This is a genomic window from Oligella sp. HMSC09E12 (assembly GCF_001808505.1).
Lineage (GTDB): Bacteria > Pseudomonadota > Gammaproteobacteria > Burkholderiales > Burkholderiaceae_B > Oligella > Oligella urethralis.
In genome coordinates this window covers 1-12,031 of sequence record NZ_KV793587.1, presented here as the reverse complement: position 1 = coordinate 12,031, position 12,031 = coordinate 1, and the positions used below count along the sequence as shown (strand labels likewise).

Annotated in this window: 11 protein-coding genes and 1 pseudogene; 2 read left to right on the top strand and 10 right to left on the bottom strand. The window is 48.5% G+C overall.

The window, feature by feature from the left end:
• Nucleotides 1-35: 35 nt before the first annotated feature.
• The 10 genes from HMPREF3179_RS06885 to HMPREF3179_RS06840 form a co-directional block, all read right to left on the bottom strand.
• Entirely contained in the window at nucleotides 36-242 is a 207-nt protein-coding gene (locus tag HMPREF3179_RS06885) for a hypothetical protein (RefSeq protein WP_018026282.1), read from the bottom strand.
• A 97-nt stretch (nucleotides 243-339) separates the two neighbouring features.
• Nucleotides 340-2,163 (bottom strand): translational GTPase TypA, encoded by a 1,824-nt coding sequence (typA, locus tag HMPREF3179_RS06880; protein WP_070470294.1) that lies wholly within the window; start codon nucleotides 2,161-2,163, stop codon nucleotides 340-342.
• A gap of 9 nt (nucleotides 2,164-2,172) precedes the next feature.
• Nucleotides 2,173-2,934 (bottom strand): tRNA pseudouridine(55) synthase TruB, encoded by a 762-nt coding sequence (gene truB / locus HMPREF3179_RS06875; protein ID WP_070470291.1) that lies wholly within the window; start codon nucleotides 2,932-2,934, stop codon nucleotides 2,173-2,175.
• A 3-nt stretch (nucleotides 2,935-2,937) separates the two neighbouring features.
• Complete coding sequence (gene rbfA, locus HMPREF3179_RS06870) at nucleotides 2,938-3,360, bottom strand: 30S ribosome-binding factor RbfA (RefSeq protein ID WP_018026279.1); 423 nt, start codon at nucleotides 3,358-3,360, stop codon at nucleotides 2,938-2,940.
• A gap of 12 nt (nucleotides 3,361-3,372) precedes the next feature.
• Entirely contained in the window at nucleotides 3,373-6,096 is a 2,724-nt protein-coding gene (gene infB / locus HMPREF3179_RS06865; protein WP_070470288.1) for a translation initiation factor IF-2, read from the bottom strand.
• A 71-nt stretch (nucleotides 6,097-6,167) separates the two neighbouring features.
• Nucleotides 6,168-7,670, bottom strand: a complete 1,503-nt coding sequence (gene nusA / locus HMPREF3179_RS06860; RefSeq protein WP_018026277.1) for a transcription termination factor NusA — start codon at nucleotides 7,668-7,670, stop codon at nucleotides 6,168-6,170.
• On the bottom strand, nucleotides 7,667-8,182 hold the full coding sequence (rimP, locus tag HMPREF3179_RS06855; RefSeq protein WP_070470285.1) for a ribosome maturation factor RimP: 516 nt from the start codon (nucleotides 8,180-8,182) through the stop codon (nucleotides 7,667-7,669). The genes nusA and rimP overlap by 4 nt, the downstream gene beginning before the upstream one ends.
• 281 nt (nucleotides 8,183-8,463) lie before the next feature.
• Nucleotides 8,464-10,248 carry a 23S rRNA pseudouridine(2605) synthase RluB gene (rluB, locus tag HMPREF3179_RS06850; RefSeq protein WP_070470282.1) on the bottom strand — a complete coding sequence of 595 codons (1,785 nt, stop codon included), beginning with the start codon at nucleotides 10,246-10,248 and terminating at the stop codon, nucleotides 8,464-8,466.
• A gap of 18 nt (nucleotides 10,249-10,266) precedes the next feature.
• Complete coding sequence (gene scpB / locus HMPREF3179_RS06845) at nucleotides 10,267-10,920, bottom strand: SMC-Scp complex subunit ScpB (protein WP_246824406.1); 654 nt, start codon at nucleotides 10,918-10,920, stop codon at nucleotides 10,267-10,269.
• A 275-nt stretch (nucleotides 10,921-11,195) separates the two neighbouring features.
• Nucleotides 11,196-11,387, bottom strand: a complete 192-nt coding sequence (locus HMPREF3179_RS06840) for a hypothetical protein (protein WP_070470276.1) — start codon at nucleotides 11,385-11,387, stop codon at nucleotides 11,196-11,198.
• A gap of 117 nt (nucleotides 11,388-11,504) precedes the next feature.
• Here HMPREF3179_RS06840 and HMPREF3179_RS12285 point away from each other — a divergent pair, with 117 nt between their 5' ends.
• A complete protein-coding gene (locus HMPREF3179_RS12285; RefSeq protein ID WP_070470492.1) occupies nucleotides 11,505-11,771 on the top strand; it encodes an IS66 family insertion sequence element accessory protein TnpA in 267 nt (88 codons plus the stop codon).
• A gap of 20 nt (nucleotides 11,772-11,791) precedes the next feature.
• Nucleotides 11,792-12,031: pseudogene (locus HMPREF3179_RS06830) on the top strand (IS3 family transposase); the annotation flags it as partial.

Below are 12,031 nucleotides of genomic sequence, written 5' to 3'. Positions count from 1 at the left end.
CAAAGTGCCCTTGCTACTAAAGCCAAGGATACAACTTAGTACCACCGATAAAGCGCAAACAGCAAGCTCACAAAAATCGTCAAGGCAATAATGATTTTCATCATCAGATCGCCATTGATCCCTAGCCATTTAAAAAAAGCACCAATGGTACTTTGCCAGTAAATATCAACGCTACGACTGAAAAATCGCAAAACCCAAAAGGCGATAAGAAATAAAAATAAAAAACGAATAACAACTGCCATCGCAAGCCACTACAATAAAAAAGACGACCATCATGATTTTACTACGAGGTCGTCTTTTAGTTCAGCAACACAAGTCTGTTGACTTGCTTACACGCATTTATGCATTTTCCTCACGAGCGGCACGCTTACGCTCATGCTCTAATAAATAACGCTTACGCAAACGAATACTCTTTGGTGTGACTTCAACCAATTCATCATCGTTAATAAACTCGACTGCATACTCAAGCGTCAATTGCACTGGAGGCGTTAAGCGAATCGCTTCATCATTACCCGAGGCGCGCACGTTAGTGAGTGCTTTGGTACGGATGGGGTTCACCACCAAGTCATTATCACGATTGTGAATACCCACAATCATGCCCTCATACAAAGGCTCACCCGGTGATACGAACATACGACCGCGATCTTGCAAATACCAGAGCGCATAGGCTACCGCTTCACCATGATTCTGACTAATCAGTACGCCATTACGACGACCACCAATCATTCCCTCTTTGGCCGGTGCATAGCTATCAAAGATATGGCTAATTAAACCCGTCCCATGCGTTAAGGACATGAACTCCGTTGAAAAACCGATGAGGCCACGTGCGGGGATACGGTATTCGAGACGGGTACGACCACGACCATCCGACTCCATATTTAATAACTCACCGCGACGACGACCGATCTCCTCCATGATGCCGCCCTGATGATCGTCATCCAAGTCAATGGTTAACAGCTCCATCGGTTCACAGCGCACCCCGTCAATCTCGCGATATACCACACGCGGACGAGAAACCGCCAACTCATAACCCTCGCGGCGCATATTTTCTAATAAAATGGTTAAATGTAACTCACCGCGACCGGCCACTTCGAACACCGTTTCATCATCCGTATCACGCACACGCAAGGCCACATTCGTCTTAGTTTCACGCTCTAAGCGCTCGCGAATTTGACGACTGGTGACAAACTTACCTTCACGACCCGCCAGTGGTGAGGTGTTCACCATAAAATTCATGGTTAAGGTAGGCTCATCAATTTTTAGCATGGGTAAGGCTTCGGGGTGATCAATATCACAGATGGTGCAACCGATACCGATATCCTCAATCCCGTTAATTAAAACAATATCACCAGCCTGAGCCTCTTTAACCAACTCACGCTGTAAGCCCTTAAACTTAAGCACTTGGTTAATGCTGGCATTAAACTGTTTGCCCTCTGGACCAAATTTTACCGTGACTCGCTGCCCTGGTTTGATAGTACCGCGATTAACCCGACCAATGCCGATAACGCCCACATAGCTGTTATAGTCTAAGGAAGTAATCTGTAACTGTAAGGGCTCATCGGCCTTTTCATCACGCACCGGCACATACTTAAGAATCGTTTCAAAAAGTGGTGCTAGGGTTCCCTCACGTACATCTGGCTCCAAACCAGCATAACCTGATAAGCCTGAAGCGTACACAATCGGGAAGTCCAACTGTTCATCAGTCGCACCTAGCTTATCAAATAGATCAAAGGTCACATCAATCACATGATCCGGACGCGCACCCGGGCGGTCGATTTTATTAATAACCACAATCGGCTTTAAACCTAAGGCTAAGGCTTTTTGCGTCACAAAACGCGTTTGTGGCATCGGTCCTTCAACCGCATCCACCAGTAACAAGACCCCATCCACCATTGACAGCACACGCTCTACTTCACCACCGAAGTCAGCGTGTCCCGGGGTGTCAATAATATTAATATGGGTACCCTCATACTCGACCGCACAGTTTTTGGATAAGATCGTAATACCACGCTCTTTTTCAATATCACCGGAGTCCATCACACGGTCATCAACCGCCTCATGGGCTTCAAAAGTACCGGATTGGCGTAACAACTGATCAACCATTGTTGTTTTACCATGGTCAACGTGAGCAATAATTGCAATATTACGAAGCGCTCGGCTCATAAAGATTTCCTATTTTAAAAGTTTCTCGGGCACCCAACGAGCGGGTACTTTTTCTAAGGGAATTAAATGTTGTTGTAAGGTGGCGGGATCAGTTTCCACCTCAGCGTGTAGTTGGTCGAGGGTGACGGCATTGTCCAAATAAAAATCGCCAACGCTTAAACGACGCAAGGCCTTTAAATACGCAAAGCAACCAAGTGCTCTGCCAATATCCTGAGCCAAGGTGCGGATATAGGTCCCCTTGGAGCAAGCAACATCAAGCACCAGCTGAGCACCTGCCAATTCAATTAAATCAATGCTATAAATCGTCACTTGGCGTGGCTCACGCTCAAGCTCAATGCCCTGTCTGGCATATTCATAAAGCGGCTTACCATCCCGTTTTAAGGCTGAGTGCATCGGTGGGATCTGTTGAATCTCGCCAATAAACTGCTGCAGCACCGCTAATACTCGGTCTTTAGTTAAATCAATGCCAGCAAGTTCAGCTTGGGCTACTATCTCACCAGTTAAATCACCAGAATCGGTTTCCGCTCCCAGACTTAAAGTGGCACGATAGCTTTTATCGGCTGCCAACATGTTGGTCGATATTTTAGTTGCTCGACCAAAACAGCAGACTAATAAGCCGGTTGCAAAGGGATCTAAGGTACCCGTATGACCGGCTTTGTTGGCATTAAACAGCCGTCTCGCACGTTGCAATGCCTGATTACTGGATAAATCAACGGCTTTATCCAACAACAAGACCCCCGTGATATCCTCACCGCGACGTCTTCTTGCCATGAACTACCCCTTGATTTCAGTATTGTCAAAGGCGTCTAATTCACCATCATCAGCCGATGACTCAACGCCCATCGCCTTATCAATTAAGCGACTCATTTCGATGCCACGCAATAAATGATCATCATGAAAAAAACGCAAGGTCGGCACCGTATGAATATGCAGCATTTTAAATAATAAAGAGTGTAAATAACCCGCCTTTTCATTTAATGCTTGCTCTGACACCTCTGGCGCTTGACCAATGACCGTAAAGTATACTTTGGCATGCGCATAATCAGCGCTTAATTCTACGTGGCTTAAGGTAACCAGACCCACGGCGCTCACACTCAGTTCGCGCTGGATCAAACCGGCCAAGTCCTTTTGAATTTGCTCGGCCAAGCGCGTATTGCGACTGCCGGCTTGCTTGGCCTTAGACTTATGTCTACTCATAAAAAACTCTAATTAAAGACTACGTGCAATCTCTTTGATTTCGAAGACCTCAAACTGGTCGCCAATCTCAATATCATTATTGCCACGTAAGGTGATACCACAATCAAAGCCGGAGCGAACCTCACGCGCATCGTCCTTGAAGCGCTTCAAGGAATCCAAGGCACCTGTCCAAATCACCACGTTATTACGTAATTGACGGATGGAGGAATCACGTCGCACCACACCCTCAGTCACCATACAACCAGCAACCTTGCCAATACGAGAAATGGTGTACACCTCACGTACCTCGACCATACCGATCACATCCTCACGCTTCTCTGGCGCAAGCATACCGGACATCGCCGCTTTGACCTCATCGATCGCATCATAAATAACATTATAGAAGTGCATATCAATGCCATTTGACTCAGCCACACGGCGAGCCTGTACATCAGCACGTACGTTAAAGCCGATAATGACTGCATTCGATGCGGTTGCCAAGTTCACATCACTTTCGGACACGCCGCCCACACCGGAATAAACCACATCTACCCGCACCTCATCGGTTGACAGCTTTTGCAATGACTGTACTAAGGCCTCTAAGGAACCCTGTACATCCGTCTTCACAATTAAGGCTAAGGTCTGTAAGCCCTCTTGGATATTATCAAACATGGACTCCAGCTTCGCTGCTTGCTGACGGGCTAATTTCACATCACGATACTTACCTTGACGGAATAAGGCAATTTCACGTGCCTTACGCTCATCAGGAATCACCTGCACTTCATCCCCTGCCTTAGGCACATCGGATAAACCTTGAATCTCGACCGGATAGGAAGGACCCGCTGCTTCGACCGCCTGGTTATTTTCATCCACCATAGCGCGGACACGACCATAGCTAGCACCCGCTAACACCACATCGGTACGACGTAAGGTACCGTTTTGTACCAAAATTGTCGCCACCGGACCGCGACCTCTATCTAATTGTGCCTCAATCACAATACCGCTAGCAGGAATATCTTCTTGCGCTTTTAACTCCAATATCTCGGCTTGTAGTAAGACGTTTTCTAATAAATCATCAATGCCTTGACCGGTTTTAGCAGACACCGGCACAAAGGGCACATCACCACCGTACTCCTCAGGAATCACACCCTCAGCAACCAACTCCTGCTTCACACGCTCAGGATTGGCTTCCGGTTTATCAATCTTGTTGATAGCAACAACCATCGGCACATTAGCCGCTTTAGCATGACTGATCGCCTCACGTGTTTGCGGCATCACACCGTCATCTGAGGCAACCACCAGAATCACCACGTCGGTTACTTCGGCACCACGTGCACGCATTGCGGTAAAGGCCTCATGCCCCGGGGTATCGAGGAACGTCATCCAGCCACCCTCGGTCTTAACGCGATACGCACCGATATGCTGCGTAATACCACCGGCCTCACCAACTGCTGTTTTTGAGCGACGAATATAGTCAAGCAAGCTGGTTTTACCATGATCCACGTGACCCATCACGGTCACCACGGGAGCGCGCGGCACCAATGGCACATCACTAAAGTCAAAACCCTCTTCCAAAAAGGTCTCGGGGTCGTCCAATTTGGCCACCACGGCCTTATGACCTAATTCCTCCACCACAATCATGGCGGTTTCCTGATCCAAGACCTGATTGATGGTAACCATTTGGCCTAACATCATCATGCGCTTAATTACTTCGGATGCCTTAACTGACATCTTATGTGCTAAGTCGGCAACGGTAATGGTTTCCGGCACATGAATTTCGCGTGAGATAAACTCTGGCTCAGGACGTGGTTGCTGCTGTTGACGTTGACGGCCCCCGCGGTTACGATTACGCCCACGACCACCGGCGGCGCGCCAACCGTCTTCCTGCTCAGCAGCGGCGGCACCGCCACCACGGCGCTCTTCAGCAACGGCTGAACGACGGCCACGGGCACCATCGGTAAAGCCACTGTCAGCCCGATCGCCACGACGTGATGGTGTGGAAGATTTGCTTTCTTTTTTAGGTGCCTTTTTAGTTTGTACCTTTTCTTCGGGCGCAGCTTCTGCACGCATCGCCTTGCGCGGTCGATTTAACATGGCACTAATGGCTTGAGCCTCTTCCTCGGCTTTGCGGCGCGCTGCTTCGCGTGCTTCTTCAGCCGCTTGCTCGGCTGCCTCTTGACGAGCCTGCTCATCTGCGACTTTTTTAGCGGCTGCAGCCGATTTTTGAGTCTGCGCTTCTGTAGCTTGCGCTTGTTGCTGAGCCGCACGTTCCTCCGCTTTGGCCTTAGCCTCTGCGGCTGCTTTGCGCTCAGCCTCAGCCCTTGCTTTGGCCTCTTGCTGTGCTTTCTCCTCAGCTAATTTAGCCTCTGCGGCAGCCTTGGCTGCTTGAGCCGCCCGAGCCGCTTCCTCTTCAGCTGCCTTCTTCATAGCAGCTAAATCCTCGGCCTTGCGCTGCTCAATCGCGGATTTTTGCGCATCCAAAGAAATACTACGTCGCTTGCGCACCTCGACCTGTACACGGCTACCATCGGCCTGACGGATTTCCGAGGTCTTACGACGGGTAAGTGTAATTTTCTTTGCTGCTGAACCAGTGCCGTGACTTGATTGCAGTTTATCCAACAATTTTTTCTTGGCCGCTGGCGTCACAATATCATCCACAGAATTAAGCTCCACCCCGGCAGAACGTAATTGCTCTAATAACGTGTCAGCAGGCATATTTAAATCTCGGGCGAATTGTGAAACAGTAATTTTAGTCATTCGGCTCTCTTTATCAACAACAAACTATTTTATATAAATTAATCAATCCGATGCATCAGGCACGGCACTACTTACTTAGAGGTACTATCCTCAGCCCCATCTTCAAACCAATGGGCTCGTGCTTTACTAATCAACTCAGCCGCAACCTCCGGCTCTAAACCGGTGTATTCAACTAACTCATCGGTCGCCAAATCCGCCAAATCATCGCGACTACGAATGCCACGATCAAATAGCTCGGCAATAAGCGTCGGAGTCAATTCCTCGAACTCACGCAGATCCGGCGCTTCTTCTAGCTTTTCCTCAGTTTCAATGGCTTGTACTAGGAGTGAATTACGCGCACGACTACGTAACTCATTAACCAAATCCTCATCAAAACCATCAATGGACAATAGCTCTTCGACTGGTACATAAGCCACCTCTTCAAGACTACTAAAGCCCTCGTCAATCAAGATTTCAGCGATTTCGGCATCAACATCTAATTGCTCAACAAAAAGCTGAGAAAGACGCTGATTCTCCTGCTCCTGACGTTGCTGACTCTGTTCTGGGGTAAGAATATTAATCTGCCAACCGGTCAACTCCGAGGCAAGACGCACGTTTTGACCACGTGTACCAATCGCCTTTGGTAGGTTCTCTTCATCAACCACCACATCCATGGAATGTCTATCCACATCAACTAAAATCGACTCAACAATGGCTGGCGCCAATGCGCTAATCACAAACTGCGCGGGCTCGTCATCCCATAAAACGATATCAATCATTTCTTCGCCGATTTCCTTACGCACTTCCATCACACGTGAACCACGCATACCGACGCAAGTACCAATCGGGTCAATCCGCTTATCGTAAGCTACCACCGCAATTTTAGAACGCAAACCAGGCTCACGCGAGACTGCTTTAATCTCTAATAAACCCTGCTCAATCTCAGGCACTTCATTTTCAAATAGCGCACGTACAAACTCAGGTGCGGTACGCGAAACAATAATTGGCTGACTACGTGACTCACGATCCACGCTAGTAATATAAGCGCGTACACGGTCGCCATTGCGTAAATTTTCGCGAGGCAACATCTCAGAGCGTGGTAGACGCGCCTCCACACGACCACTTTCTAAAATCACATCGCCACGGTCAAGGCGCTTCACTGTACCGGAGAAGATCTCCTCACCGCGCTGTAAGAACTCCTCTAAAATCTGCTCACGTTCGGCATCACGGATACGCTGCATAATCGCCTGACGAGCAACTTGCGCACCGATACGACCGACTTCGGCAGCGCCTAAAGGCTCAACAATATACTCACCCACCTGAATGCCTGGCTGTATCTCTTGTGCATCCGAGTAAATCTCCTGACGATCTGGCTCCTGCAAACCGGCCTCATCAGGCACCACTAACCAACGGCGAAAGCCTGAGAACTCACCGGTACTACGATCGATTTTAACCACCACATCGGCACCCTCTTCGTCCAGCTGTCTACGCATCGCTGACGCTAAAGCAGCCTCAACCGACTCATAAACCACATTGACATCAAGGGACTTTTCACGCGCTAGTGAATCCACAAGGATTAAAATTTCTCGACTCATTTCTTTTTACCTTTTCTGAAATCTAGTACAGGATCCAACTTAGCTTTTTCTACATCGCTATAACAAAAAAGCAAAGTCTGAGTATTTTTTTTGTCTTCAATTATCAAACTAAAAACAGGATTTGATTCAGCATCTGCTTTGACCGCTAAATCCTCTGGCAGCTCTGCTGGACCAGCCTCTAACACACCAGTAAACACCTTGCGATTATCAATGGCGTGGCGCAGACGACACTCGACCCGCTGCCCAATAAATCGCTTAAAATCTGCTATCGTACGTAAAGGACGATCAACCCCTGGAGAACCCACCTCCAGACGCTTATAGTCGATATCCTCCACCTCGAAGATCCGCGACAAAAGACGTGAGACCTGCTCACAGTCATCAATCGTAACACCGCCCTGCTTGTCAATAGTAACGCGTAACAGACCTAACGGCGCACGCTCCACCTCAACAAGCTCAAGCTCTAAGGCAAGCCCCTGAATGGCTTGCTCAGTTAGGGTAAATAAATCACTCATACATCAGAAATAAAAAATGGGCTTAAAGCCCATCATAAACAATCAGCCACTGCTATCGCCCATGTCGAGATAGAACTCAAGACACCAGCGAGGGCCATAGGCTCTGCCATATGATATCGGTGATATCGGCTAAATCAATCACAGTCACAGCAAAACGATCGACTTTAAAGGCTACTCGCTATAACGCTAATATAGTGGTTAGCAAGTAATTATAACAAAACAATCAATTACTTGCTAGATTATTGTGGCAAAGGCCATAATTCACTATAGAATGAGGGCGGCTAATTAGGTTTATCGTAATCCAGGCTTGAGCGACGCTTTTTATGCTCAATTTTCACATCCCGTGGGGCACGACGCTGATAGGCATAATCCAGTGCTGCATCGCTTAAGATCGGCTCATGCCCACCGGCTGCCGGACGGGCATTACGCCGCGCACCAGCGCGCACCGCCTTTTGTGGCGCCGTCACAGTACGCGCACGATGACGAGCAGAGGCGGCATCAGAGCCAGTAACCGTCAAGGCACGACGCTGATAAGCACCGGTCACTGCGGTGGCGCGACTGCGGCTTGGTGGCTGAGCACCCTCAAATCCCGGCGGCATCGCATTAGCGTTAGAGATTGGTTGGCGTGGTTGCTGACGAGCTTGACGCATAGATTGCCGGCGAGCATTTCTACCCTTGGGCGCCCCTTCGGCTTCTGGCAGGACCATACCCATCTCAGCCATCAAAGCCAAGACCACATCTACCTCTAGTTCCTGCCAACGACCACGACTCAAATTACGCGGTAAGCTAATATCACCAAATCGGGTACGCAACAAACGTGAGACGGTCAGGCCAAAGCTCTCGAACATCCGCCGCACCTCTCGATTACGTCCTTCAAATAAGGTGACACGATACCAACGATTACTGCCCTCTCCACCAATAAAGTCGACCGTGTTAAATTTGGCAGGACCGTCTTCTAAGCTAATACCTTTGAGCATTTGCTCGCGTTGACTCTCTTCGAGTTCACCTAAAATGCGCACCGCATATTCACGCTCATAGCCGTAGCGTGGATGCATCATGCGATTAGCAAAATCACCGGAAGTAGTAAATATCAACAAGCCCTCGGTATTTAAATCCAAACGACCAACCGATAACCATTTGCCACTTTTTAAATTTGGTAAGCGCGAGAATACCGTTGGGCGACCCTCCGGATCATCGTGCGTCACAATTTCACCGGCTGGCTTGTAATATAAAATCACCCGCGGTGGGCGCCCTACGCGCGGACGTCGCACCACACGACCATTGACCTTAACCACATCCTCTTGACCCACACGCTGACCCACATGCGCAGGCTCTCCATTGACGCTAACACGACCAGCAATAATTAGTTGCTCCATGTCGCGACGGGAACCTACACCTGCATCAGCTAGCACTTTATGCAATTTAGGTCGAATTTGATCGTTGTTTAAAAACTTGGCAACACGCTGCTCGCTGTCGGCCGCTAGATTGTAACGACCTAAATCAAGCTCCTCTTCTTGTAATAAGGCCGTATCTAATGTCTCTTCGATAAACTCAAGCGCCTCTGGTGAGCTTGAGCGACGCGCTTGACGACGCATTGTGTGAGGCTTGGTTGGCTTACCATCTTGCGCTTGGCGTGGCGCCTGCGTACGACCACGACGCGCACCAGACGCTGCGGATTTAGTGTGGCGCCGTGCCCCTTGCTGCGACGCAACTCGCTTGCCACCAGCAGATGCGCTTGCTTGCAATCCCTCGCTAGGCGTACTCATCGATTGCGTGGCAGTATGCTCCGCTGCTTGCAGCTCTTTTGATGGCGAAACACGACGAGTACGTCGACCTGCCAGTTCGACTTGACGCTCACGACGAGCACTAGAAGCACCGCTAGGACGGGATTTTTTAGTGGAAGCGACTGCCTCAGCACCTACTGCGGCACCCTGAGTTGCTTGTGGGTTGGCTTTAGCTTCAACACTGGCATCAGCACGGCGACGACGAAAAGGCGTTCTCAACTTACGTCCACGACGCTGTTCAACAGGCTTAGTAGCCGAGGTTTGAGTTGTTTCAATATCCATTATTATAAATAAACCTACCTATTGATCACTTTCGGATCGATTTTCTAATTGTTCATTGACAGGCGCTATCTCATTGGCACTGTCTGCCGTCATCGCCACCTCATCGTCCGAGGATGAACTAGACAGTTGTGGCGCTTTCCCCGCTTCGTCAAGGGCCAGGGCTATTTCCTGCTGCAAAGAAGCGTATGACTCATCATCTGCGACCAAAGCGTCATGAAAGGACTCTAACGGTGGCAAATCAGCACGTGATTGCAAACCCAAATCGCTCCAAAACTGCTCAGTAATGCCGAGCAATGAAGGGCGCCCCGGACCATCTCGATAGCCTACGACCTCGATCCACCCTCGATCCTCTAAGGTTTTAATGATCTGCGAGGATACGGTAACACCACGAATACTTTCAATATCTCCCCGGGTCACGGGATAACACCAAGCGATAATTGCTAATGTCTCCATCACAGCCCGAGAATATCGCGGCGGTCGCTCCGGATTAATTAATTCGAAGTACTTTTGCATGGCCGGTCGGCTCTGAAAACGCCACCCCTCAGCCACCTCAACCAATGCCAAGCCCCTATCCACCCAAGCCAATTGCAATTGCTCAATGGCTTGCAACACCATCGCCCGATCAACTTCCTCGTGTTCGGCAAATAACTTGGTAATTTGATTAGTACTCATCGGCTCATCGGCGCATAACAAAACCGCCTCTACGACTCGCCCAAGCTCTGGTAGATCCATGAATTTAAATAACGGGGGACAAAAACTCAGTCTAAGGTATCGCTGTCACTTGGATTGATTCTTTTTAAAATTCCCAAGCACTCGGTTGATGAGACATTTTAGCAACATCCGCTCGGCTAAAGCAATTTAAAAAGACATTTCTGACAATAAAAACAACGAACAAGCACAATTAAACACCCCAGATAGCCTTTTACTATGTAAACACACCCTCGGCATTACTCAATTCCTGCCCACTTGTGCGTTTGCACACTCAATTGCCAATGCACCTTATTTGTTTGAACAGTGGCATTGAGTAAGCCTATCAAACGAATCGTCTGATGAATATTCATCTCCCTCTCTTCTTCCAAGGGTGATAAATAATAATGCTGAGCCTTAATTTTCTCTGCCATCGTTTGAGCAAAATGCATAAACTGTCGTTCTTTTTCCGTGACCTCAAAAGGGTAATACTCTCCGAAAATCGAAACACCGATGAGTGGAAAATTTCGTTAAACTATTTGTTATATTTAAATTTAAAGGAATTTTTCATGCGTAGAAAACAATTTACCGAGCGACAAATCTTATCTATTCTTAAACAGCATGAGAGCGGCGTGAGCGTTGCTGATTTGTGTCGTGAGCACGGCATGAGCCAATCTGCTTTTTACAAATGGCGTAGCAAATATGCCGGCATGGACTCGTCAATGCTCAATGAGCTAAAACGCCTACAGGAAGAGAATGCGAAGCCTAAGAAGCTTTACGCTGAGGAGCGGTTAGTTTTCGAGGCGAGAAAGGAGCTACTTGAGGGAAAGTGGTAAAGCCATCGCTACGAAAAGCGATGGCAAGAACACTTGTATCACGTCAAGGCTTTGCTGTCAGGTTAGCTTGCCGAACGGTGGGTATTAGCACATCAAGTTATTACTATCAAAGTAAAGGAAAGGCTGAGGACGAGCAGATTGCCGATTGCTTGATTAAACTTACCCAAGCCAATAAGCGTTGGGGCTTTAAACTATGCTTTTTTTATCTTAGAAATGTCCAAGGCGTTGTTTGGAATCATAACCGTGTTTACCGCATCTAC

Bases quoted from the DNA above. Each gene is read 5' to 3' on its own strand.
- HMPREF3179_RS06885 (WP_018026282.1), bottom strand. From the start codon at position 242: ATGGCAGTTGTTATTCGTTTTTTATTTTTATTTCTTATCGCCTTTTGG.
- typA (WP_070470294.1), bottom strand. From the start codon at position 2,163: ATGAGCCGAGCGCTTCGTAATATTGCAATTATTGCTCACGTTGACCAT.
- truB (WP_070470291.1), bottom strand. From the start codon at position 2,934: ATGGCAAGAAGACGTCGCGGTGAGGATATCACGGGGGTCTTGTTGTTG.
- rbfA (WP_018026279.1), bottom strand. From the start codon at position 3,360: ATGAGTAGACATAAGTCTAAGGCCAAGCAAGCCGGCAGTCGCAATACG.
- infB (WP_070470288.1), bottom strand. From the start codon at position 6,096: ATGACTAAAATTACTGTTTCACAATTCGCCCGAGATTTAAATATGCCT.
- nusA (WP_018026277.1), bottom strand. From the start codon at position 7,670: ATGAGTCGAGAAATTTTAATCCTTGTGGATTCACTAGCGCGTGAAAAG.
- rimP (WP_070470285.1), bottom strand. From the start codon at position 8,182: ATGAGTGATTTATTTACCCTAACTGAGCAAGCCATTCAGGGGCTTGCC.
- rluB (WP_070470282.1), bottom strand. From the start codon at position 10,248: ATGGATATTGAAACAACTCAAACCTCGGCTACTAAGCCTGTTGAACAG.
- scpB (WP_246824406.1), bottom strand. From the start codon at position 10,920: ATGAGTACTAATCAAATTACCAAGTTATTTGCCGAACACGAGGAAGTT.
- HMPREF3179_RS06840 (WP_070470276.1), bottom strand. From the start codon at position 11,387: ATGCATTTTGCTCAAACGATGGCAGAGAAAATTAAGGCTCAGCATTAT.
- HMPREF3179_RS12285 (WP_070470492.1), top strand. From the start codon at position 11,505: ATGCGTAGAAAACAATTTACCGAGCGACAAATCTTATCTATTCTTAAA.